At 37.2% G+C, this 22,028-nt stretch carries 25 protein-coding genes; 16 read left to right on the top strand and 9 right to left on the bottom strand.

Annotated elements, in window-relative coordinates; translation table 11 throughout:
• Positions 1-60 precede the first annotated feature (60 nt).
• Together J2S74_RS06080 and J2S74_RS06075 are read right to left on the bottom strand one after the other, a co-directional pair.
• Complete coding sequence (locus tag J2S74_RS06080; protein ID WP_307323081.1) at positions 61-498, bottom strand: hypothetical protein; 438 nt, start codon at positions 496-498, stop codon at positions 61-63.
• A 210-nt stretch (positions 499-708) separates the two neighbouring features.
• Positions 709-2,223 (bottom strand): glycine betaine uptake BCCT transporter, encoded by a 1,515-nt coding sequence (locus J2S74_RS06075; RefSeq protein WP_307323079.1) that lies wholly within the window; start codon positions 2,221-2,223, stop codon positions 709-711.
• A 289-nt stretch (positions 2,224-2,512) separates the two neighbouring features.
• Here J2S74_RS06075 and J2S74_RS06070 point away from each other — a divergent pair, with 289 nt between their 5' ends.
• The 5 genes from J2S74_RS06070 to J2S74_RS06050 all read left to right on the top strand — a co-directional run bounded on the left by J2S74_RS06070 (position 2,513) and on the right by J2S74_RS06050 (position 5,888).
• A complete protein-coding gene (locus J2S74_RS06070; protein ID WP_307323077.1) occupies positions 2,513-3,397 on the top strand; it encodes a polysaccharide deacetylase family protein in 885 nt (294 codons plus the stop codon).
• 32 nt (positions 3,398-3,429) lie between these two features.
• A complete protein-coding gene (locus tag J2S74_RS06065; RefSeq protein WP_307323075.1) occupies positions 3,430-4,539 on the top strand; it encodes a M23 family metallopeptidase in 1,110 nt (369 codons plus the stop codon).
• 164 nt (positions 4,540-4,703) lie between these two features.
• Positions 4,704-5,144 carry a hypothetical protein gene (locus J2S74_RS06060; protein WP_307323074.1) on the top strand — a complete coding sequence of 147 codons (441 nt, stop codon included), beginning with the start codon at positions 4,704-4,706 and terminating at the stop codon, positions 5,142-5,144.
• Between the two features lie 116 nt (positions 5,145-5,260).
• Positions 5,261-5,563: a DUF3055 domain-containing protein gene (locus J2S74_RS06055; RefSeq protein ID WP_307323072.1), complete on the top strand. Its 303-nt coding sequence runs from the start codon at positions 5,261-5,263 to the stop codon at positions 5,561-5,563.
• A 208-nt stretch (positions 5,564-5,771) separates the two neighbouring features.
• Entirely contained in the window at positions 5,772-5,888 is a 117-nt protein-coding gene (locus J2S74_RS06050) for a GapA-binding peptide SR1P (protein ID WP_307323070.1), read from the top strand.
• A gap of 238 nt (positions 5,889-6,126) precedes the next feature.
• On the opposite strand, the gene J2S74_RS06045 is transcribed toward J2S74_RS06050, so the two are convergent.
• Positions 6,127-7,614: an aminotransferase class I/II-fold pyridoxal phosphate-dependent enzyme gene (locus J2S74_RS06045; protein WP_307323068.1), complete on the bottom strand. Its 1,488-nt coding sequence runs from the start codon at positions 7,612-7,614 to the stop codon at positions 6,127-6,129.
• A 135-nt stretch (positions 7,615-7,749) separates the two neighbouring features.
• Between J2S74_RS06045 and J2S74_RS06040 the strand changes: the two genes are divergently transcribed.
• Positions 7,750-8,028 carry a UPF0223 family protein gene (locus tag J2S74_RS06040; protein WP_307323066.1) on the top strand — a complete coding sequence of 93 codons (279 nt, stop codon included), beginning with the start codon at positions 7,750-7,752 and terminating at the stop codon, positions 8,026-8,028.
• A gap of 57 nt (positions 8,029-8,085) precedes the next feature.
• On the opposite strand, the gene J2S74_RS06035 is transcribed toward J2S74_RS06040, so the two are convergent.
• Positions 8,086-8,706: a DUF1054 domain-containing protein gene (locus tag J2S74_RS06035; protein WP_307323065.1), complete on the bottom strand. Its 621-nt coding sequence runs from the start codon at positions 8,704-8,706 to the stop codon at positions 8,086-8,088.
• A gap of 291 nt (positions 8,707-8,997) precedes the next feature.
• Here J2S74_RS06035 and J2S74_RS06030 point away from each other — a divergent pair, with 291 nt between their 5' ends.
• Both J2S74_RS06030 and J2S74_RS06025 read left to right on the top strand, forming a co-directional pair.
• On the top strand, positions 8,998-9,186 hold the full coding sequence (locus tag J2S74_RS06030) for a YkzI domain-containing protein (RefSeq protein WP_307323063.1): 189 nt from the start codon (positions 8,998-9,000) through the stop codon (positions 9,184-9,186).
• A 141-nt stretch (positions 9,187-9,327) separates the two neighbouring features.
• Positions 9,328-10,110 (top strand): inositol monophosphatase family protein, encoded by a 783-nt coding sequence (locus J2S74_RS06025; protein WP_307323061.1) that lies wholly within the window; start codon positions 9,328-9,330, stop codon positions 10,108-10,110.
• Between the two features lie 153 nt (positions 10,111-10,263).
• Here the strand turns inward: J2S74_RS06025 and J2S74_RS06020 are convergent, their stop codons facing one another.
• Positions 10,264-10,455: a DUF5325 family protein gene (locus J2S74_RS06020; protein WP_307323059.1), complete on the bottom strand. Its 192-nt coding sequence runs from the start codon at positions 10,453-10,455 to the stop codon at positions 10,264-10,266.
• Positions 10,456-10,588: 133 nt separating this feature from the next.
• On the opposite strand from J2S74_RS06020, the gene J2S74_RS06015 reads away from it, so the two are divergent.
• Complete coding sequence (locus tag J2S74_RS06015) at positions 10,589-10,942, top strand: YlaH-like family protein (RefSeq protein WP_307323057.1); 354 nt, start codon at positions 10,589-10,591, stop codon at positions 10,940-10,942.
• Between the two features lie 90 nt (positions 10,943-11,032).
• On the opposite strand, the gene J2S74_RS06010 is transcribed toward J2S74_RS06015, so the two are convergent.
• Positions 11,033-11,239 carry a YlaI family protein gene (locus J2S74_RS06010; RefSeq protein WP_307323055.1) on the bottom strand — a complete coding sequence of 69 codons (207 nt, stop codon included), beginning with the start codon at positions 11,237-11,239 and terminating at the stop codon, positions 11,033-11,035.
• A gap of 632 nt (positions 11,240-11,871) precedes the next feature.
• Between J2S74_RS06010 and J2S74_RS06005 the strand changes: the two genes are divergently transcribed.
• Positions 11,872-12,324, top strand: coding sequence for a pyridoxamine 5'-phosphate oxidase family protein (locus J2S74_RS06005; RefSeq protein WP_307323053.1), 453 nt, complete (start codon positions 11,872-11,874; stop codon positions 12,322-12,324).
• An 88-nt stretch (positions 12,325-12,412) separates the two neighbouring features.
• Here J2S74_RS06005 and J2S74_RS06000 read toward each other — a convergent pair whose 3' ends face one another.
• The gene (locus J2S74_RS06000) at positions 12,413-13,069 is read right to left on the bottom strand and encodes a YhcN/YlaJ family sporulation lipoprotein (RefSeq protein WP_307323051.1); all 657 of its coding nucleotides are present in this window, start codon (positions 13,067-13,069) and stop codon (positions 12,413-12,415) included.
• A 127-nt stretch (positions 13,070-13,196) separates the two neighbouring features.
• Between J2S74_RS06000 and J2S74_RS05995 the strand changes: the two genes are divergently transcribed.
• Positions 13,197-14,525 (top strand): PhoH family protein, encoded by a 1,329-nt coding sequence (locus tag J2S74_RS05995; RefSeq protein ID WP_307323175.1) that lies wholly within the window; start codon positions 13,197-13,199, stop codon positions 14,523-14,525.
• A gap of 73 nt (positions 14,526-14,598) precedes the next feature.
• Here J2S74_RS05995 and J2S74_RS05990 read toward each other — a convergent pair whose 3' ends face one another.
• Positions 14,599-15,084, bottom strand: a complete 486-nt coding sequence (locus tag J2S74_RS05990) for a peptidyl-prolyl cis-trans isomerase (RefSeq protein ID WP_307323049.1) — start codon at positions 15,082-15,084, stop codon at positions 14,599-14,601.
• An 84-nt stretch (positions 15,085-15,168) separates the two neighbouring features.
• On the opposite strand from J2S74_RS05990, the gene glsA reads away from it, so the two are divergent.
• Both glsA and J2S74_RS05980 read left to right on the top strand, forming a co-directional pair.
• On the top strand, positions 15,169-16,098 hold the full coding sequence (gene glsA / locus J2S74_RS05985; protein ID WP_307323173.1) for a glutaminase A: 930 nt from the start codon (positions 15,169-15,171) through the stop codon (positions 16,096-16,098).
• Between the two features lie 83 nt (positions 16,099-16,181).
• Positions 16,182-16,463, top strand: a complete 282-nt coding sequence (locus tag J2S74_RS05980) for an Fpa/YlaN family protein (protein WP_307323048.1) — start codon at positions 16,182-16,184, stop codon at positions 16,461-16,463.
• 242 nt (positions 16,464-16,705) lie between these two features.
• On the opposite strand, the gene J2S74_RS05975 is transcribed toward J2S74_RS05980, so the two are convergent.
• Complete coding sequence (locus J2S74_RS05975; RefSeq protein WP_307323046.1) at positions 16,706-17,608, bottom strand: COX15/CtaA family protein; 903 nt, start codon at positions 17,606-17,608, stop codon at positions 16,706-16,708.
• A 594-nt stretch (positions 17,609-18,202) separates the two neighbouring features.
• Between J2S74_RS05975 and cyoE the strand changes: the two genes are divergently transcribed.
• From cyoE to ctaD, 3 genes are read left to right on the top strand one after another with little or no spacing between them, the layout of a single operon-like run.
• Positions 18,203-19,126, top strand: a complete 924-nt coding sequence (cyoE, locus tag J2S74_RS05970; RefSeq protein WP_307323044.1) for a heme o synthase — start codon at positions 18,203-18,205, stop codon at positions 19,124-19,126.
• Positions 19,127-19,160: 34 nt separating this feature from the next.
• Positions 19,161-20,165 (top strand): cytochrome c oxidase subunit II, encoded by a 1,005-nt coding sequence (gene coxB, locus J2S74_RS05965; RefSeq protein ID WP_307323042.1) that lies wholly within the window; start codon positions 19,161-19,163, stop codon positions 20,163-20,165.
• Positions 20,166-20,189: 24 nt separating this feature from the next.
• Positions 20,190-22,028, top strand: coding sequence for a cytochrome c oxidase subunit I (gene ctaD / locus J2S74_RS05960; protein WP_307323040.1), 1,839 nt, complete (start codon positions 20,190-20,192; stop codon positions 22,026-22,028).

Genomic DNA, 22,028 nt, shown 5'->3' with positions numbered 1-22,028 from the left:
AAACTACGGTTTACCACCGTAGTTTACCATTTATACATGTAATGGAGCTGTAAAAATACTTTAGGATGCATCCTCGTTCTTAAACAGAGTTGATTCCAAAAGGCTGTATATTTCTTGTGAATCTTTAAAACCTTCAATTCTAACCTTCACATTTAGGTCATATATGACTAGTAAGGTAGGATAGATTTCCACTTCAAAATAATTAACTAGCTCTTCGTCATTGGATGAGACTATACTTATTGTATTAATTTGATCAGGATACTTTCTTCTGAAATCTAGCAAAGCATCATAATAACTGCTTTCATCTTCCATTCTTTCATTATTGGAGAATAAATAGGTTATATGGGTATTTTCACTTTTAAACACAGGCTGACTGGAAGAAATGCTCTCATCTTCATTGAAGCAGCCTGCATTAATGAACATGAAGAAAATGAAGAAAACAAGTAAACCAGTAACTTTCATTCCAGCCATCCTTTCAAAGAAATTAAAGTTCGTCATTACACCTTATACTAGCATTTTTTTCTAGGGAGGGGGCTTTCGTAACAAAACTGTTATATAAATGAAAGCTTATGATACATTACTGGAATGGAGTCGCCACCCTCCGCTGACCCAAGCTTAAAAAAAATAAAGGTTTACGAAAACAGCCAAAATTATTAAAGCATAGGGAAAGGATTCCCTATGCAAAAGTGTAAGGACTTATACTTAATATCACTCGTATTCTTTGATTTTCCGCGGTGGTATTTTCTCCGCCCGTAATGCTTTTAATAAACTAATAATCATAAAGATCATAATGATAGTAAATGGAAAAGCAGCAATGATGGAGGCAGTCTGTAAAGCATCCAATCCACCTGACCAGAGTAACACACCTGCTGTTAACGATTGAACAATACCCCACATCAACTTAACACTGTTAGGTGGATTCATATTGCCGTTCGTTGTTTGCATTCCTAAAACAAATGTGGCTGAATCAGCAGATGTTATGAAGAAGGAAGAAATTAATAAGATTGCAATTCCTGACATGATAATACCGAAGTTATACTCTTGAAGGACAGCAAATAAAGCTATTTCTGTTCCATATTCTTCCATTAGTGTCATTAAATTAGAATTCCCAAACAACTCTAAGTGAATAGCAGTTCCACCAAAGACAGAGAACCATAAGGCACTGAAAACAGTAGGAACTGCAATAACACCAATAATAAACTCCCTAATGGTTCGCCCCTTAGATACACGAGCAATGAACGTTCCTACAAAAGGAGCCCATGCAATCCACCATGCCCAGTAAAAAATAGTCCACCCTTGTACCCAGTTTGATTCGGGATTAAAGGTGTCTAACTGAAAGCTCATTCTCACCAAGTTTTGTAAGTATCCACCTAATGTTTGGGTAAAGGAGTTCATAATGAAATTAGATGGACCCGAAAAAAGTAAGAAGAGCATAAGTACGATAGCTAAGTAAATATTCGTTTTACTAAGAATTCGTATCCCCCGATCTAGACCGGTGAGGGAAGAACCCATGTAAAGAACGGAAATAATAACTATTACCATTATTTGTAAAAATGGACTATTTTCCATTGGAAATAAATTAGAGATGCCACCGCTTATTTGAGCAGTACCAAACCCTAGGGACGTTGCTACACCAAAAATGGTTGCAAAAACAACAATTACATTTATGGTTGTTCCAATTCCTCCATTAATCTTATCTCCAAGGAGAGGTTCAAATGCGGCACTCAAAACCCCTGGAGCCCCTTTCCTAAATTTAAAGTAGGCAAGTGCAAGTGCGACGACAGAATAAATTGCCCATGGGTGAAGCCCCCAGTGGAAGAAGGAATATCTGAGGGCAATGGCTGCGGCCCTTTCTGGACTATCTATTACTTCTGCCGTTGGTGGTGCGTAAAAGTGATTAATTGGTTCGGCTACTCCCCAAAACACTAAACCAATCCCCATACCGGCAGTAAACAGAAATGCAAACCATGTTAAATTGTTGTATTCAGGTTCATCATCGTCTTTTCCAAGCTTTATTCTGCCTATGGGGCTAAACATTAAGATTAGAGCAAAGGCAAGAAACCCAGTGGCTGCTAACAAATAGAACCAGCCAAATTGATCCGTAATAAAACCTTGGATTGTGGCTGTAATATTATCTAAATTATTAGGCGCAATTACGCCCCATAATATAAATGCTAAAGAAATAGTAATAGAGATAATAAATACAGGAGTTAATCTTTTCAATTTGTATTCATTCCTTTCCTGCTGTAATTATTAAGCACGATTTAACTTTCCCCAAAAATTAAACATTTACTCAGTTTATAGTTTTCTTCTTTCATAGATCATGTGCTCATCGCTGGAGTCGCCGCCTTTCGCAGCTCCAAGCTTTTTAAAAAAGCAACAAAGTTTCGAATACTGCCTTCTTAATTTAAATTAGCAGCTTTTTTTGGGGGGGATTTGGTATAAAAAGAGGATTTCGCATACGAACTTTTATGTGGTAGAATTCAACAATAAGAAAAGAAAGGGGAATATTATGAAAAAGGTTAGTTTGTCTATGTTATGCTGCTTCATGGTGATTTTCATGATTGCCTGCGGGGGGGAAACGGAAAATGAAGGGGCATTTGAGGAAGTGGATAATCCGGTAGAGGATGAGACAGAAGCTAATGAAGAAATCGATGACTCCACGGAAGGTGATGAAACTAACCTCCCTTTAGAGGAAGAAGTAGAAGAAAAGACGAAGGAACCAGAAATAGAAGAAGTGGAAGAAGAAATTGAACCACTATATCAATTACATGGAGCTACCGTTCGCCCAATTGAGGAAGGTACACCTGAAAACGTAGTACTTATTACCATTGATGACTCCTTTGATTCACCTAGCGAATCAAAAACATATTATGCCCTTGAGATGGCACAAATCCTAAAAGATTTAGATGCTGGAGCAATCTTTTTTGTAAATGGTCAAGGCTTAGCCCACGAACATAACAGAGAGATGCTAAGAGAAATTTATGAATTGGGTTTTGAAATCGGTAATCACTCCATGACCCATTCCAATTTCAGAAATTTGTCTGAAGAGGAAGCAAGAGCAGAAATTATCGAATTAAATGATCTAATTGAAGAAATTACAGGGGAACGACCACGTTTTTTCCGTGCACCGTTCGGTATAAATACGGATGTTACTAGAGAGGTAACAGCAGAAGAGGGTATGCAATGGATGAATTGGACATACGGATATGACTGGGAGGAAGGGTATATGGAAGCGGAACCCCTTGCGGAAATTATGGTTGAGACGGAGTTACTCAGGAATGGAGCAAATTTATTAATGCATGACAGGGACTTTACAAGGGATGCCTTAAAGGATATTGTAGAAGGTCTTAGAGATAAAGGATTTGAAATAGTAGATCCAGCCTTAATTAAATAATTACCGAAGCATCGTAGGAGTGACTTATTAAAATGAAAGTTTGGATTACAACAATGCTAATGAGTATTTTCCTTATCGGTTGTACCATGTTTAATGGTGATGAAAATGGCAATCGTGAACAACTGCCCAAGGAAACGGAAGAAAATAGTACAGGTGAAGGTGTCGAAGAAACGGTTAGAAATGAAATCACCATCGATGTTTTTTCTGTAAATGGAAAAGAGGTTGTAGCTGTTGATCAACTAATGGAAAAAATAGATGGAATGTATGAATTTGATGAAGTAAACAGATCTTTAACGATGGAAGTAGCCGATCGTGAATTTTTTCTAGTAGATGAGATACCCGTATTAGAAGTAAATGGTGAGTACTTAGCTACAGACGAAATAACGCTACAAATAGATGAAGAAATGACTCCTCATGTGACCGTAGGATTTGTTGAAAAAGGGTTAGAAACGGAAGTTAATGATGTTGAATCAAATTTGGTTACTTTTGTATGGGAAGAGGAGGTTATTCAAGCCTGGAGCCCTGCTAACAGGGAAGAATTTGATCTCTTCTCCTTAAGTGTTGAGGAAATGATTGATTATTTATCCTTCTTAGAGAAACCAATAGAAGGAGCTCAGGTGAGTACACAAGAAAGCCATTTACCAGGAGCACCACGCCCCTATCGTAATGGAACGCACGAAGGTATTGACTGGTACGAACATACTTCTGGAACTGCCATTACTACAGATACTCCTATCTATGCCATGGGAGAAGGGATAGTTGTTAGGGCAGACCATGACTTCATTGAGTATAAATCACCAGAAGTTCGTAATGAGGACTTAGAGCTTTCAGCGGAGCTAGGCTTAACCCCAGAGTATATTTTAGACCGCTTAAGGGGTAAACAAGTGTGGGTCCAATATGATAATGGTATAATGAATCGTTTTGCCCATTTAGATCGCATACCTGATGATATAAGAGTTGGTGATAAAGTAGATGCGGAAACAATCATCGGTTATGTTGGTAATACGGGATCTAGTCATTCCGTCAATGGAGATGGCGGGGGATTGCATTTACATCAGGATTTACTAATATATGGAGAGCTTTTTTGGGAGCCGTATACACCAGAGGAAGTGCAACAAATATTAAGGGCCATTTGGGAGTAAAGATAGAAGAGGGGGGACTATTTACCCCCTTCTTTTTCATTAATTTTTATTTTTATTGAAAAATATTATTTTTAAATAAGACAAAAGGTGACAAAATTATTGTCTAATATATGCTACTATATAAAAACATTCAATACTGGCAGTTATTAATAGGTGGTGGGACTGTGAGGAAATCTGATTTTTTAGATCAACTGAGACTTGAAGTTGGTCTTGCTTATGACTATGCAGTAGATAAAGAGGACTTTTTTAAAAAGGTCCTAAATAAGCTATATGAAATGGTTAATAAGCGTTGTAATATTACCGTTTATATTCCTTTAGAGGATGGAAATCTAAGCAGAAGGTATGTCTTAGGAAAAGCGGAGGAATTTGGGGTTGGGTTTACAGGCTTATGTACTTTGAATACCTCTGTTCTTTTAAATAAAAATAATGAGCAGGCCATTATATCACCAATATTTGAAAATGGGAGCTTAACATATGTTATTTGTATTAACATCATAACTGAGTCGTATCGATTATCAAAACAAGACATGGAATTTGTAAATGAATTAGTTCGATTTATTGGGGCAAAGTGTGCCACATTTCCTAATTCCGAGCTAGAGGAGTAAGTCTTCCTACTTATTTTTAAAATGGGCTTGGCTCCATAGGCAGATTATTTGCTTTCCATCCCTCAATCATATTATAATTGAGAATATTCTGATTTTTACAAAGGAGGGATTTTCTTATGGAAACATATGAGAGGCTTTATGATGAGATGGAACGTGTAAATGTGAGGTTTGTAGGGATGACTACGGAAAAAACTCGTTATGATTTTGGATTGATGTATACGAATATGTTTTTTGGAAAGCCGCTCGTTACATGTATGCAAACAGGTCGCTCCTTTTTAATGTGTGCTGAAGATGCTGAAGATGTAGAATATCTTCAAAAGATTTTAAAGTTAACTGATATTGAGGAAGCGAAGGCACTCTCTGAATTTTTTAAGGTCACACTTCCATTCACTTCAATAGAAGCACAATACATTGATTAGATTGATTATAACACATTACCTGACAGGTAATGTGTTATTTTTTAGTGAAAACTACAATATATATGCAAATTATGGTCGGAATAATATTATAAAATAGGCTTTATTTCGATAAATATGTTATACGATTTATGTTGACAACATCAATGTGACATACTAAAATAAAAGTGTAGAAGCGCTTACATTTTAAAAAAGGGAGTGTGCCATACGAATGGGAAGCATTGTATGCCAATCTTGTGAGCAGGTAATCGAATATTATGAAGATGAAAAAGTATCTGTGTTATATGGAAAGTGCTGTCAGGTTTGTGGGGAGGACCACGAAGAGTAAGGTAATCATCAAATAAATACTTCGAGGGTGTCTTCAAAAGGTTATAATCATACCTTTTGAAGATACCCTCTTTTTTATAGTTTAAAACTATATTTTTACTAAATGAGGTTAACTGTGGCTGAATAATCGTCTAGCTTCAGCACCTACTCCCTCGAGGTCAAAAGCATTTGCTTGCTCCTGCGATTACTCGTCGCACAAAAGAGTGTCGCTCGTGTACAAGGCACTTACGCTTTTGTAATTACAATATAGCTTTTCTTTCTTGGATTACTCGAATGGTATTTAAAGTTGGGTCTTCTGGGCCTTGGACGGGTAAGCCAACTTCAATATTTTTAGCGATGTATTCCAGATTATCTTCGTCTATTATTTCCCCCGGTATAAGGATTGGTATTCCAGGTGGATAAACCATAACAAATTCTGCAATTATTCTCCCTGCAGACATATCTAGTGGAATAACTTCTGTTTCCGCATAAAAGGCATCCCGTGGTGATAAGGATAGTGTAGGGATATTTGGGACATAGACATTTACCTTTTCTTCCCTCTCTTCTTCAATAATCGATTGCTGTTCCATAGATAGGCGAGTCAGTGCATCAATAAGTAAATTTGTTTTCTCTTCTGTATCTCCGAAGGTGATGATACAAAGAATGTTATATAAGTCAGAAAGTTCTACTTCAATACGATAATTGTTTCGTAACCATAACTCTACATCGTGTCCCGTAAGACCTAAGTTTTTTACAGAGATAATTACTTTTGTAGGATCCATATCGTAAATAGCTCGGTCGTTCAATAATTCCTTCCCAGGACAAAAGATCCCAGGAATTGCATTTAACTTTGAACGTAAATCTTCAGCTAAGGCAATCGTTTGTGTGAGCTTTTCTTTTCCATGCATCACCAGGTGCCTTCTAGCTGTATCTAAAGAAGCTAGTAGCAAATAGGATGTTGATGTTGTCGTTAACATACTGATAATACTTTGTATTCGTCTAGGGGATACAAGGTTTCCCTGGACGTTCAAAACAGAGCTCTGGGTAAGGGAGCCCCCCAGTTTATGGACACTTGTCGCTGCCAAGTCAGCGCCAGCTTCCATTGCGGACATAGGTAATTCCTCATGGAAATGAATATGTACTCCATGGGCTTCGTCCACTAAGACTGGAATGTTTTTATCATGTGCTAAATCAACAATTGCTTTTAAATTTGCTGCTACTCCAAAATAAGTTGGATTGATCACTAATAATCCTTTTGCATCCGGATGGGCCTCAAGGGCTTTCTCTACCGCCTCCGTTGTAATACCGTGTGATATTCCCAATGTTTCATCAATTTCAGGATGAATAAAAATAGGTGTAGCACCGGAGAATACGATAGCAGACATAATGGATTTATGAACGTTCCGAGGAACGATAATTTTTTCCCCGGGACCACAAACACTCATAATCATGGTCATAATCGCGCCGCTTGTTCCTTGAACGGAGAAAAATGTATGATCAGCTCCAAAGGCTTCGGCTGCTAAACTTTGGGCCTCATTAATGATACCACCGGGATGGTGAAGGTCATCGAGAGGTTCAATATTTATTAGATCTAAGCTCAAGGCATTATCTCCGATGAATTCTCTAAAGTCCTGGTCCATACCCACTCCACCCTTATGCCCCGGAATGTGGAATTGGATTGGTTTTTGGTTTACATGGTTTAGGAGACCATCAAATAATGGTGTTTCCTGTTGTTTTTTATTATACAAAATTAATCACCTCAAACGTTTATCGACAAATAGTTTTCACATTCGTTTCTATTTGATATCCTTCTTATAAAACAAAAAGAGTATACCAAAATGTGTTTCTGTTGCAAAGTAATATTTTTTAAGGAGTGATTAATTATGGGTGATAATGTATCTCTTCCAATCTCTATTGATTGGAGTAAAGAGGAAATAGTGGATGTGGTAAATTTTTATGAAGCAGTAGATAAAGCATATAATAAAGGAGTGGACAAGGATCTTCTCCTTGCACTGTATTATCGGTTCAAGGAAGTGGTCCCAGGTAAAGCAGACGAAAAGAAAGATTTTAAATTATATGAAGAACAAACGAACCAGTCACCTTACCATGTGGTGAAGAAGGCGAAGGAGCTACAAGATACCGCTATTGTAAAAATGAATTAAAGTATAAAACAAGGATGTCTTAAAAGGTAAATTAATCTTTTGAGACATCCTCTTTTCTTAGTCGCGTATGGACATTTTATATAGTGGGACTAATGTTTGGAAGGTATCCTTTACTATTTCAAGGAACTTGTCCCCATTTTTTAAAATTGGATCGTTAGCTGATATATGGCGACCGATTAAAAATTCTGCTTTTTTTACATCATGGAAACGTTGGAGAGCATGTTGCAGATTAATTGTTTCTAATGGTTCTGCCCCCTTTTTCATATGATCGAGGGATACGACATAATCCCCTGGAACATTGTCTGTAATGGCATCTATATCGTCTAGGAATGTCTTTGCAATTTCCGATTTATTTGGTAGTTCATAAATATAAGCCAGCCATAGAAAAACATGGTCATCAAACAGTCCTACTTGGAAATGCGGATGTTTCTTATATCCACGTTTATTGTGGCACAATGCCATCCAAGTATCCTTCGGGGGATTTACACTACGGCGGGCGTGTTTGGCGATATGCAGGTACATCTCATGCCCTGCCCATTCTGAAAGATCCTCGGACACTGATTCCCCTATAATCCTAAATTTTGGCTGAATACGTTCTCGTATCGCTTCCATTCTTTCATCTAAACCGTCAATATGGAATGTTTCAAAATCTTGGGTAGTAAAGCCTTCCAGTTTCATATAAATACACCTTCTTTTTTAAAAAAATTTAGTTGTGTTATAGATTACATCGCCTTTATTTTGACATTTTCCGTTTTCTCCTGACAGTTTACCACAAATATTCATATAGTATAAAAAACAATGCTCTTCCAAATTCCAATGTTTAAAAAAATTTAATAAGAGGAAAAGAAACATACAAAGAATGTTCCAAATTTACCTTCTCTCACATATGCTATATTAATCCTAAATAAATCTGTTATGGAACAGCATCGTTGGAGTCAGTAAGACTAATCTTGAAAAGGGGTGTGGATCATGGAGAAGGTCATTCAAACCTTAAAGAGAAATGACGGTGAAAAGCGGATCCCCGTATTGAAAATGGAAATAGACTATGAACTTCTAACACTATATGATGCACTTCAATCCAACGATAAAGAACAAATTAAGAAAAGTAAAAAAAAGTTGGAGAAATTAAGAAGTGAATGGATCCTTTTAGAAGCATAAATGACAATTTTTATGTGAACCTTCAGAGGTTCACTTTTTTTGGGGTACAACGCCGATTCTTTAGGGAATGGCATTTGCCATTTAGTATGTTTTTTGGTATAAGTGATACATATTGCCGGCATTGAGAAGGGGGTATGATGAATGAACGACGATACTTTGCAACAGATTTACGATCACGCTGTCCAATGGACACGTGAAGCTGGTAAATACATACGTGAAAAAATGAAAGAGTCTATTTCCGTTTCAACGAAAGCGAATCAGGATGATTTAGTAACAGATGTGGATAGGGCAGTGGAAAGATTTTTTCAAGAGAAGATTGCTGCTTCCTTTCCTCACCACCGCCTGATGGGGGAAGAGGGGTCCTATGAAGCAATAAAAGATTTAACGGGCACCGTATGGATTCTAGACCCTATTGATGGGACAGTAAATTTTGTACATCAGGAACGGTACTTTGCCATATCACTAGGTGTTTTTACCGAAGGACACGGTGTTATTGGGATCGTATATGATGTAATGAACGATGAACTTTTTACTGCACAAGAAGGAAAAGGGGCTTTTGTTAATGGTCAAGAGTTGGCAAAGCTCTCAGAGATGAATCTCAATGAATCCATTTTAAGTTTCAATGCGGGCTGGATATTAAAGGACCGTAAATTGGAAATGTTAGTGGAGGAAGCAAGGGGGATCCGTTCTTATGGGGCAGCAGCCCTTGAAATTGCCTACGTAGCAGCAGGCCGTTTAGACGCTTACATAAGCTTTCACTTGGCACCATGGGACATTGCAGGTGGTTATGTCATCCTTCAAGAAGTGGGAGGGGTCGCAACAGATTACAGTGGGAAGGAGTTAACCTTTTTACATAAAGGAACTTTCTTTGCTGCAAATCCATACCTTCATAAGAAAATTTTGCAATTGCTTCGAGGATCCTAAATAAAGAGGCTGGGACATAACTAAAGTGTTTAATCGGAAATACGAACAATACACTACCTTAGGGAAGTATATTTCCGAAGCGGGTAGATTGCACCTACATCTAGTTTGTTCGGATTTCTTATTAGTAAAAATACTTTTGTCCCAGCCTCTTTTTTACGAATGGCTTTCTGCCTTCGCATTTAATTTTTTCTTTAAAGTAAATCCTGTACCAACGGATACTAAAGTAAGTATAATGGCACTTAGGATAATGATGGAACTACCTTCGGCAATACCAATACCAATTCCCATTAAACCTGTGGTACCTAATAAAGCTAACATAAAAAATTTCCAACTAAATCCTTCCATAGATCAAACCTCCTCTTCTCTAGTTTATCCGAAAATTATATTATAGAAAAGGTTTATATGTTACTTTCTTCTTTCCCTTATGATTGCTATAATAAGATAGTGTTATTATTAGAGATAATTTAGGAGTGAAGTTATGTTATTGGCAACTATAAATACAACTAGTACACCTGCACCAAATATGACCCCTATAGCAGAACTTTTCGGGGCTAGTAATCCCGAGAACTTTATTACAGCTTATACTGCCCTTTATATAATTGTAAATGTTTTAACTATTCTTGTATTCAATCTAGGATTTGCAAGAAAACTGCCTATTTTAAAAGCCGCAATCGTTTATATAATGATGCTTTTAGGTAATTTATTACTTACTTTCCTAGCCTTTACCTTACCAATCATTGAATCACTTGCTGTTGCTGCTATTGTGCTTGGGATGTATAAGCTTCAACTACGTCGACATAAACAGGAATCTCAATCGGAGAATACAGAATAGGGGATATAAATACAAGGGTTACACAAACCAATACGAAGCCAATTTGAGGATGCCTCAAAGGAAAATACGACCTTTAGAGGCATCCTCTTCTTATTGGAGAAATTTATCTTTGTTTTCATTACTTGAGTACTGTCTAAATTTTCCCGTTTCTTTTCTCTCGTTCGTTCTTATTTCTATCCTTTCATAACATTGGTTACACATATATGTATGAATAGGACGGTTACGTAATTTTTTTGCTAATGGTGAATAGTCGTCAATGTTTTCAATTACATCACAAATGACGCATTTAACCCGCATTTAGGATCACCTCACTGAAAGGGGATTCGAGTTTACCCTTATTTTAAATTTATTGGCTCTGTTAAATTTTGATGTTGATTTTCGCTTCAGATACTCCCTTTCCGTGGGCAACGCTTCAGCCTCCTCGTCCCTACGGGGTCTTCAGCCGTTTCTTTTCGAGGCCACTGAAAAAGTCATATATTTTTCGCTGAGAAAATAGCAATCGCTCCGCGCGTTGCGCGCCTGCTATGAAAAAACCACTCATAGCAGGCTTTAAAAACTTGCAACGGCTTCGCTGATTGCTTCGAGACCACTGAAAAAGGGAAAAAACGTCCTTTTTCAGTGGCCTCTTGCTTTTCCAGCAGGAGTCTCGTATCTTACGCTTCAATCAACTATGTTAAAAATTAATTTTATCCTTTAACAGAGCTAATTTATTAAATAATTCTTATTATTTTACCTTATATTAGCACATTATAGACTTCTATCCTATGGATGAAAAGGGTTTTTTCTAATATATCCTTTTATCCCTATGGTTTGAAGCTAAGTATTGACCTATCAAATTCTTTACTTTTTATTTTGATTACAACTGTTTTATCTTCAGGAAAATATAGGTATAGTAGTATTGTGAACAAATAATAAGGAGGCATCCACCAATGGCCAATCGTGTAGAAACGGAATTAACCGATGAATTATTACCATTGCTTAAACAAGAGCAATACGTAACTATTGCTACCGTAGATCATGAAACGGGGGCACCAAATGTTAATGCTATTTCTTGGGTTTATGCTCCTAATACGAAGAGTGTTCGTTTTTCCATCGATAATCGTTCTCGGATTGTGGAAAACATTAAGAAGCAGTCATTAGTAACATTGACTCTAATTGGTGCCGGATCTACATATAGTATTACGGGAAATGCCCGTATTCTTCTTGAAAAGATGGAAGAAGTTCCATTAAAATTGGCGCTTATTGAAATTACTGTTAAAGAAGTTAGGGATGTAATGTTTTATGGATCAAGGATCACCACAGGTCCTAAGTATGAAAAAACATATGACAAAGAGGCAGCAGATAAATTAGATCGTCAAGTAATGAGTGCGATGAAAAAGTAAAAGTGAGGTTGACTCAAAAGGGTTTATTTGTACCCCCCATGAGTCAACCTCTATTTTTAATCTTCGCTATTGGAATGAATCCAGAATGTTAGTTTTGATTGTTCCTATTACCGTTGTTCATTCGTCCATGACTTTGTTCATCTTGTATATCCTCTAGCTCATCCTGTTGATCTGGATCCAGTCTTTCATTATTTGTATCCGTTGGATCTTCTTCCCCAGGAGTCTCTCTTGGAATATGTTCATACCCAGGAACAATTGGCATTATTCTTCCAACAATTCCTGCAAGCTCATCCATAATAGCCCCTAATGGTCTCCCTTGTCCCATTTCAACCCGCATTTCCTCAATTCGATTTGTAATATCAGGGTCTGCTGTAACGGCAGCGGATGCCCCATACGGATCCTCAGCTAACGCAACAGCTACCTGATATTTAATGGACCCTACTTCTGCTTGGTCAATATCACCTTCCACATCGATACCAACTACAGCATACGGGCCAATAACAATAGCAGTTGCTCTATTTACATCAGGAATTTCAGTAGCTAAATTAGCAAGGTGGTTAGCAATTTCTGTTGCTGAATGCTGATCATAGTCCGCAAAATCACCGTTATCAAAGTTTTGTCCCTGAGATGCACCTTGCCCTTGCACTCCTCCTTGTTCTTCTAGAGTAGGGTCAGTCAAATCTTCTTGCCCTCCACAAGATGCTAGTAGGCTTAATGCAAGACAGCTTAAAATGAAACGTTTCATTTGAATATCCCTCACTTTTTTAATGTTGTTAAATGTATTGTTCGTTTAAAAGTCTATCTTTATTCGAGAGCACATACATTATAGTAAGTAAACGAGATTATCATAGTTTGTAGGAGGCGAGAAGTTGATTACACGACGATATATTTTAGATACGAACGTCCTACTACAAGATCCCTTGGCGATCTATGCATTTGAACAGCATGAGGTTATTATCCCTGCAGTGGTGTTAGAAGAGGTAGACTCCAAAAAAAGAAATATGGACGAAATAGGCAGAAATGCGAGATATGTAGCACGGTTGATTGATGATCTCCGAGAAAAAGGAAAGCTTCATTTAGGTGTACCTTTATCTAATGGAGGAAGTTTTCGAGTGGAACTTAATCACCGATCTTTTGGAAAAATGAAGGAGCATTTTTTTGAAGTTACAAATGATAATCGTATATTAGCAGTAGCACTCAATATGAGTCTGGAGGAAAAGGAGAATAATACTGGGGTTGCAGTAACACTCGTAAGTAAGGATGCATTGTTAAGAGTAAAGGCAGATGCTTTAGGAATTCATGCAGAAGATTTTTTAAGCGACAGGGTTGTCCAGTATGACCGGATGTACACTGGTTATAAGGAAATATCAGTACCTCCAGAAATCATAAATCAGTTATATGAAAAAAAGGTAATGAAACTAGATAAGGTGGGTAAGTTTAATTACTATCCAAATCAGTTTTTAATTATTAAAGATGAAACAAATAGTTCCCGTTCTGCACTTGGAATTATTAGTAAAGATTGTAAGGACATACAATTGTTTATTCCACAGGATGACACGATTTGGGGCATACGTCCAAGGAATGTTCAGCAACGCATTGCTTTTGAACTTCTCACAAGGGATGATATTCCACTTGTTACCCTCGCAGGTAAAGCAGGAACAGGCAAAACCTTATTATCATTGGCGGCTGGTTTATACCAGACAGAGGATTTACAGAAATATAATAAATTACTTGTGGCACGACCGGTAGTACCTGTTGGTAAAGATATAGGGTATTTACCCGGTGAAAAGGAAGAGAAGCTTCGACCATGGATGCAGCCAATATATGATAACCTAGAGTTTTTATTTAACACGAAGAAACCTGGAGAATTGGAACGAATATTAGCCGGCATGGGATCTATTCAAGTAGAAGCATTAACGTATATTAGGGGAAGGAGTATTCCGGATCAGTTTATTATTATTGATGAGGCTCAGAACCTAACGAAGCATGAAGTGAAAACGATATTAACTAGAGTGGGGGAAGGTAGTAAAATTGTATTAATGGGAGACCCGAAACAAATTGATCATCCCTATTTAGATGAGTATACGAATGGCTTGACCTATGTAACGGAAAGGTTAAAACATCTTTCAGAAACAGGTCATATTAAACTTCAAAAAGGAGAGCGTTCTGGGTTAGCACAAATGGCAGCTGATCTTTTATGACAATATTAGAGGGCGACTCAAAGTCTTTATTTAACCTTTTTGTCGCCCTCAAAGTGGTTCAACGTGACTTCAATTAGACAACTACTATGTTGTTAATATTAGTAACTGGATTATCTTTGTTTGATCCGTCTCTATAATAAAAATGGATCGGTCCATCTTCTTTGAGCGGCTTACCTTCCTTCGAAAATCCCAAAATTGCTTCCTTTGCTTCCTCTATGGAACATTCAAAGTCATCTCCTGTACTTCTTTTAAAAATAATTTTTGTGGCTTCTTCACCTGGTGTGGCATTTTCTAAAAATGGGAAAAAAGGAACACCGTAGGATTTTTCCAAAAGCTCTTTCTTACTTACCCTCACTTGGTTTCCATTTGTGAGGGCATTGGCACCTTCTTTTCTATGGTTATCCCAAGCCCTTGATAAATTTTCTAGCTCTTGATCTTGATGGTTTTTACGTTCTTGGGAAAAATATGTATGAAGATCTACCTTTCGGTCATCGAATATCCATACACCTGGATCAATCGTAATCGTATTTTTTACATTTCCTGAAATGGTTAAAATCATAGAAACTCTCCTTTCATCTAAAAATAAGTATAAAAGGATATATTGCTTTTGTCACGGACAAGGGGAGAAAGGGTGATAATTTATATGTTGTGTGAAGATCAAGATGTTATAGAAGCGATGATTGAGGAAGCGAAGAAGTATACGAGTCAAGGGAAGGTCGCTGATTATATCCCTGCTTTACAGTATGCCAATCAAAATAGTCTTGCTTTTGCAGTTTATAGTGATGCATCTACATGTACAACAGCAGGTAATATCGAAGAACAATTTACCCTTCAGAGTATCTCGAAGGTCATTACATTAGCGTTAGCACTAATGGATATTGGTGAAGAAGAAGTTTTTTCGAGGGTTGGTATGGAGCCTACAGGTGACCCCTTTAATTCCATCATAAAACTTGAAACCCATTCCCCATCTAAACCTTTAAATCCAATGATTAATGCAGGTGCGTTAGCAGTCACTTCTATGATACAAGGTTCCACTAATGATGAGAAAATGAATAGATTATTGGATCTAGTTCGTAAATTAACGGGGAACGCATCCATTAGTTACAATAAAGAGGTAGCACAATCAGAGTATGATACTGCCTTTCTAAATCGTTCCCTTTGTTACTTTATGAAGGAACACGGGGTTATTGAGGATAATGTAGAGAGCCTGTTGGAGCTGTATACAAAGCAATGTGCTATAGAAGTGAACTGTAAGGATTTAGCAAGAATTGGTTATGTAATTGCCAATCAAGGGAAAGTAGTTAATTCAGAAGAGCAAATTATTCCCCTTCAGATTGCAAGAATTTTAAAGACTTTCATGGTAACCTGTGGAATGTACAATGCCTCTGGAGAATTTGCCATTAGGGTTGGAATTCCAGCTAAAAGCGGTGTTTCAGGGGGGATAATGGCTTCCATTCCAAATGGGATGGGAATTGGAATTTATGGCCCTGCTTTAGATGAAAAAGGAAACAGTATTGCTGGGATGAAACTGTTAGAAGGACTGTCTAAGAGGTATGATTTGAGTATATTTTAAAATACCATCTATTGCATTTTTACGGTGGAAAAGATAATATATACTATGAAGAGTTTTTTACACATAGAGGAGGAGGGATTCCGTTGTCAGTTGAAACCCTATCCGGACAGAGCGAAAAGGCGTATGCCCTTCTACGGGAAGATGCTCAAAAGATCCTAAAACTAATTGAAGTACAGATGGCCAATTTAACAATGCCGCAATGTCCTCTTTATGAGGAAGTTTTAGATACACAAATGTTCGGTTTATCACGAGAGATTGATTTTGCCATTCGTTTAAACCTGATACAGGAGGAAGATGGAAAAGAGTTACTCGGCCAATTAGAGAGACAATTGTCTGCATTACATGATGCTTCTATAAAAAAGTGATAGATTATGTTAAAGCCAAGCGGAACTCCGTTGGGCTTTTTTATTTATCTACTGAGTTCGTATAATGTTCATAATTTGAGGATGAAGTGGAAGATAAAGCTACTGCTGACATGCTTATAGCAGTAAGACAATCTGTAGAAAAGCAAAGCTGGATGTTTAGATCTTTTTTAGGAAAATAATAGGTATAAAAAATGAGGGCGTCTCAAAAGCTATGTTTAAACTTTTGAGACGCCCTCCACTTTTTACTTTATTTCTGACCTATATGCTAAGAGGGAAAGGTAGCAGACGACTCCAAATAGTAAACTAATAAAGAAGGCATGGAAAATGGTTGTACCTAAAGTAAATCCACTAAACACAACAACGGCACCGCTTATTACTTGAACAGAGACAAAGAGGAAACTTACTAATCCGCTGTAATAAATATTCTTTTGCTCTTTATAATGGCGGAACACCCAAATGAATAGGATTAAAATGACTATAAATAGCACCCCTGCTGAAACACGGTGCCCAAACTGTATGGCAACAGTACCTTCTAATGGGGGGATCAACTGGCCATTACATAAAGGCCAACCGTAACAAGCTGCACTAGAATCCGTATGTTTTACATATGCACCAGTATATACCACAATATATAAATAAACTAATACAAAATAAATGTAATTTTTTAAATTTGAAGTAATGGTCGGTTGTATATATCTTTTTGGCAGGTCATTTTCAAAGGCAAGCAAAGTCAATAGCATGACACTGGCAAAAGAAATAAGTGAAAAGCCAAAATGAAGTGCCATTACTGCATTAGACTGTCCCCACACCACAGCCGCTGCCCCAAGTAAGCCTTGAAAAACAATAAACAAAACAGCCATAATTGCAAAAAACTTCGTTTCTTTTATATGAGATAGTTTTTTCCAGCTCCAAATAGATAAAATTATAACCATAATGCCTAATAAACCAGAAACTACCCTGTGTGTGTACTCTATTAAAGTTTGGATGCTGGGAGATTCAGGGAATACCTGACCTAAACACAGGGGCCATTCTGCGCCACAAGCATCACCAGAACCAGTCTGTGTCACTAATACTCCCTGTATTAAAACAATTATCATACCTAAAGTTGTAATAATACCAAAAATTTTTAAATAAATGTTATTCACTGCTTCACCGACTTTCTTAGAAAAAAAGTAAGATAAATTTTTTAAAAATAATAATATTTGCCTTATCTATAGAAAATAAGGACAAGAAAACAGATGTTGTCCAAATTACATTTTAATTCAAGATTTGAAAGAAAGTCAATTTATCTTTACTTTTAAGAAATTAACAAAAAGTAGAAATTTTTTAGAAGAAAAATGATGCATGAAAGTATATTTTCCTTGAAAAGATTATTAATATTGGTATAGTGATTATAGGAAAATTTTTTTTAAAACATGGTACATATTTGTAATGTTAATAATTGTGATGAAAATCACGGAATGTTCCTTTATAATGTGACTATAAGTCTAAAAATAATGCCATTTTCATGTGTTTTTATTTTCTACGAAAATTATTTTTAAAGATATTAATTTAATATTTAAATTATCTTAAATAGTTTAAGGCTGGATAATATTTATTGATCCTTTTTTTCGTAAAGGATATCTTTTTTATGTAGACAGCTTTAAGAGAAAAGATACTGGGCAGATTATTAGACTTATGGATAGATTCATGATTTGATAAAGATTAATAATTGAAATTTTTTTGAGGGGGGTGAAGGAATGAACAAGACAAGTACGCTGACATCAAACGATGCGATTGTATCCGAAAATGGTCAAAATCAAATAACATGGAAAACTTTCATAGCAATCTCTAAAACAGGTATAGTTAAATCCAATTTAATAACTACCTTTACTGGTTTATTTCTTGCAGCGGTTTATACAGGAACTTCTTTAAGCAATGACCCACTTACTGTACTTCTGACACTTCTAGGATCTGCCTTTATCATTGCAGGGGGCTGTGCTCTAAATAATTATATAGACCGTGATATTGATCATTTGATGGAAAGAACAATGGAAAGACCATCCGTTACTGGGGAGCTAAAGGGGAAGCAGATTTTAACATATGGTCTTGTCATTTCTGCGTTGGGGACGATATTGTTGGCCTTAACGACAATTATGGCAGCGGTTATTGGGTTGATTGGCCTTTTTGTTTATGTTGTTTTGTATTCCATGTGGACGAAAAGAACAACGACACTCAATACGATTGTTGGCAGTTTTTCAGGTGCTGTACCGCCGTTAATTGGGTGGGCCGCTATTGATGCTAGCCTGCATCCAGTAGCTTGGTCATTATTTCTTATTATGTTTATTTGGCAACCGCCACATTTTCTTGCGTTAGCGATGAAACGAGTGGATGAGTATAAAAGAGCTGGTATCCCAATGTTACCAGTAGTGGCTGGTTTTAAAGTCACAAAAAGACAAATAGTTTGGTATGTGGCAGCGTTGATTCCAGTATCTTTAACTGTTGCACATTTCGGAACTGTTTATACGATTGTTGCATCATTATTGGGGATTGGTTGGCTAGGTTTAGGTCTAGCGAGCTATAAGTACAAAGACGATGTTAAATGGGCAAGTCATATGTTCTTCTATTCGTTGATCTATATGACCGTTCTATTTATTCTTATGGTCATTGTACACTTGTTTTAATATTTAAAAGAAAGAAAGAGGGGTTTGTGACGAGATGAAATATTTATGGCGACTGCTTCCATTCACTTTCATCTTGCTGATTGTCGGTTGTGGACAACAAAATCTATCTGCCTTAGACCCACAGGGACCTGTAGCAGATATGCAGTTTTCCTTAATCCGACTCAGCTTGTATATCATGATCTTTGTTATTGTTGTCGTTTTCGCGCTTTATTTAATCGTTCTGTTTAAATTCCGCGAACGTCCAGGAGATACTCATATTCCTAAACAAGTTCATGGAAACAAAGCACTTGAAGTGATTTGGACGACGATTCCAATTATTTTACTTCTAATTTTAGCGATTCCAAACGTAATGGCTACATTTGAGCTAGCAGAAATTGATGACTCTGAAGGTGCTATTACAATTAGGGCACATGCACACTTATTCTGGTGGGAGTTTGAATACCCTGACCATGATATTATCGCTGGTCAAGAAATGTACATCCCAACGAATACAAGAATTAATATTGAGTTAGAGTCTAGCGATGTTATTCATGCATTCTGGGTACCTGCTCTAGCGGGGAAACAAGATAATGTACCAGGAATTACAAACACAATGTGGCTGGAAGCACCAAACGAAGGTGTATACTTAGGGAAGTGTGCAGAGCTTTGTGGGCCTGCCCACTGGCAAATGGATTTCAAAGTTATTGCTGTAGATCCCGATACATTTGAGACATGGGCAGCGAATATGGCAGAGGTTCCTTATGAAGAGGGCGAAATAACGGAATATGCTGTTGAAGGCCGTGCCATTTTTGAAGCTAATTGTCTTTCCTGTCATGCCATTGGGAATGAAGGTGGTAACTTCGGACCAAATTTAACCAATTTTGGGGAAAGAACGGTTTATGCTGGTTATATGGAAGCAACGGATGAGAATTTAGAGAATTTTATCCGTGACCCACAAGAGTGGAAACCAGGTAATAACATGCCGGCATTCTCAGATATGCCTCAAGAAGATATGGACGCACTTATTGAATATTTAAAAAGCTTAAAAGTATTAGATTAATCGTTTGTTAAGGGGGTAAAACAAGTGTCAAATGCGAAGGCGCAGTCTAAGAGTGTTCTTTGGGACTGGCTGACAACTGTTGACCATAAAAAGATAGGTATTATGTATTTGGTTGCAGGGGCATTTTTCTTCGCTCTTGGTGGTTTAGAAGCGATTTTAATGCGGATTCAGCTTATGTTTCCAGAGTTTTCCTTCGTACCAGCACAAACGTTTAACGAGTTGTTAACGATGCACGGTACGACGATGATATTTTTGGCAGCAATGCCGTTATTATTCGGATTTATGAACTACATCGTTCCACTGCAAATTGGGGCGAGAGACGTAGCATTTCCATTTTTAAATGCTTTAGGATTTTGGTTATTCCTTTTTGGGGGTATTTTATTAAATGTAAGTTGGTTTGTTGGTGGAGCACCTGATGCTGGATGGACTGCTTACGTTCCGTTATCTAGTGAATCACCTGGAACAGGCGTTGATTATTATGTACTTGGATTACAGGTGAGTGGTGCAGGTACATTAATCGGGGGTATTAACTTCCTTGTTACAATAATCAATATGCGTGCTCCAGGAATGAGTATGATGCGTATGCCTCTATTTACATGGAGTACTTTTGTAGCATCAATGTTAATTTTATTTGCTTTCCCAGCATTAACTATTGGCTTATTATTACTTATGCTGGAAAGAATTTTTGGGGCCACTTATTTTGCAGTAGACTTTGGTGGTAACGTTATAATTTGGCAACACTTATTCTGGATTTTTGGACACCCAGAAGTTTATATTTTGATACTTCCAGCATTCGGTATCTTCTCAGAAATTTTAAGTGCTTTCTCGAAGAAGCGTTTGTTTGGATACTCTGCAATGGTATTTGCAACATTAATTATCGGTTTCTTAGGATTCATGGTATGGGCTCACCACATGTTTACAGTTGGTATGGGACCTGTAGCTAACTCTATCTTTGCTGTTGCGACAATGGCAATTGCTGTTCCTACAGGTATCAAGATATTTAACTGGTTATTAACCCTTTGGGGAGGGCGTATCCAGTTCACAACAGCTAATTTATTTGCGTTAGCATTTATTCCGTCTTTCACTATGGGTGGGGTAACAGGTGTTATGCTTGCAACAAGTGCAGCAAACTATCAGTTCCATGATACTTATTTCGTAGTAGCCCACTTCCACTATGTAATTATTGGTGGGGTAGTACTCGGTCTATTCGCTGGTGCTTATTACTGGTGGCCAAGAATATTTGGTTACAAACTTGATGAGACACTTGGAAAATGGTTCTTCTGGTTATTCTTAATCGGATTCCACTTGACGTTCTTCGTACAGCACTTCCTAGGATTAATTGGAATGCCGCGTCGTGTTGCATCTTACTTAGGTGGTCAAGGATTGGATACGATGAACTTTATCAGTACGATTGGTGCATTCTTAATGGGTATTGCATTTATTATCTTTGTTGTAAGTATCTTTACTTCCATGAAAAACAAAGTTACAGATGCAGATCCATGGGGCAATGGAAGAACGCTTGAGTGGACAATGCCAATTCCAACTCCTGAATACAACTTTGCTCAAACACCACTTGTTCGTGATGTAGATGCTTTATGGTATGAGAAGTATGAAGGAGACGGAAAAATGAAGGCTGCGGAACCATTAGGAGATATTCACATGCCAAATGGCTCCATCTTACCGTTCATTATGTCTTTAGGGTTATTTATCTCTAGTTTTGGATTTATTTACTATCACGAAGGATTCCTATGGCTGGCAATTCTCGGTCTAGTTATTAACTTCGGTGCAATGTTTGTTCGTTCTATTAAAGAAGATCATGGGTATCATATACCTAAAGAAGAAGTAATTAAGGGGGGTAAGTAA

It is taken from the genome of Evansella vedderi (assembly GCF_030813435.1).
GTDB lineage: Bacteria > Bacillota > Bacilli > Bacillales > Salisediminibacteriaceae > Evansella > Evansella vedderi.
The sequence above is the reverse complement of the archived record's forward strand: the minus strand, read 5'-3'. Positions and strand labels throughout refer to the sequence as shown.

Bases quoted from the DNA above. Each gene is read 5' to 3' on its own strand.
- J2S74_RS06080 (WP_307323081.1), bottom strand. From the start codon at position 498: ATGACGAACTTTAATTTCTTTGAAAGGATGGCTGGAATGAAAGTTACT.
- J2S74_RS06070 (WP_307323077.1), top strand. From the start codon at position 2,513: ATGAAAAAGGTTAGTTTGTCTATGTTATGCTGCTTCATGGTGATTTTC.
- J2S74_RS06065 (WP_307323075.1), top strand. From the start codon at position 3,430: ATGAAAGTTTGGATTACAACAATGCTAATGAGTATTTTCCTTATCGGT.
- J2S74_RS06055 (WP_307323072.1), top strand. From the start codon at position 5,261: ATGGAAACATATGAGAGGCTTTATGATGAGATGGAACGTGTAAATGTG.
- J2S74_RS06050 (WP_307323070.1), top strand. From the start codon at position 5,772: ATGGGAAGCATTGTATGCCAATCTTGTGAGCAGGTAATCGAATATTAT.
- J2S74_RS06040 (WP_307323066.1), top strand. From the start codon at position 7,750: ATGGGTGATAATGTATCTCTTCCAATCTCTATTGATTGGAGTAAAGAG.
- J2S74_RS06035 (WP_307323065.1), bottom strand. From the start codon at position 8,706: ATGAAACTGGAAGGCTTTACTACCCAAGATTTTGAAACATTCCATATT.
- J2S74_RS06030 (WP_307323063.1), top strand. From the start codon at position 8,998: ATGGAGAAGGTCATTCAAACCTTAAAGAGAAATGACGGTGAAAAGCGG.
- J2S74_RS06025 (WP_307323061.1), top strand. From the start codon at position 9,328: ATGAACGACGATACTTTGCAACAGATTTACGATCACGCTGTCCAATGG.
- J2S74_RS06020 (WP_307323059.1), bottom strand. From the start codon at position 10,455: ATGGAAGGATTTAGTTGGAAATTTTTTATGTTAGCTTTATTAGGTACC.
- J2S74_RS06015 (WP_307323057.1), top strand. From the start codon at position 10,589: ATGTTATTGGCAACTATAAATACAACTAGTACACCTGCACCAAATATG.
- J2S74_RS06010 (WP_307323055.1), bottom strand. From the start codon at position 11,239: ATGCGGGTTAAATGCGTCATTTGTGATGTAATTGAAAACATTGACGAC.
- J2S74_RS06005 (WP_307323053.1), top strand. From the start codon at position 11,872: ATGGCCAATCGTGTAGAAACGGAATTAACCGATGAATTATTACCATTG.
- J2S74_RS06000 (WP_307323051.1), bottom strand. From the start codon at position 13,069: ATGAAACGTTTCATTTTAAGCTGTCTTGCATTAAGCCTACTAGCATCT.
- J2S74_RS05990 (WP_307323049.1), bottom strand. From the start codon at position 15,084: ATGATTTTAACCATTTCAGGAAATGTAAAAAATACGATTACGATTGAT.
- glsA (WP_307323173.1), top strand. From the start codon at position 15,169: ATGTTGTGTGAAGATCAAGATGTTATAGAAGCGATGATTGAGGAAGCG.
- cyoE (WP_307323044.1), top strand. From the start codon at position 18,203: ATGAACAAGACAAGTACGCTGACATCAAACGATGCGATTGTATCCGAA.
- coxB (WP_307323042.1), top strand. From the start codon at position 19,161: ATGAAATATTTATGGCGACTGCTTCCATTCACTTTCATCTTGCTGATT.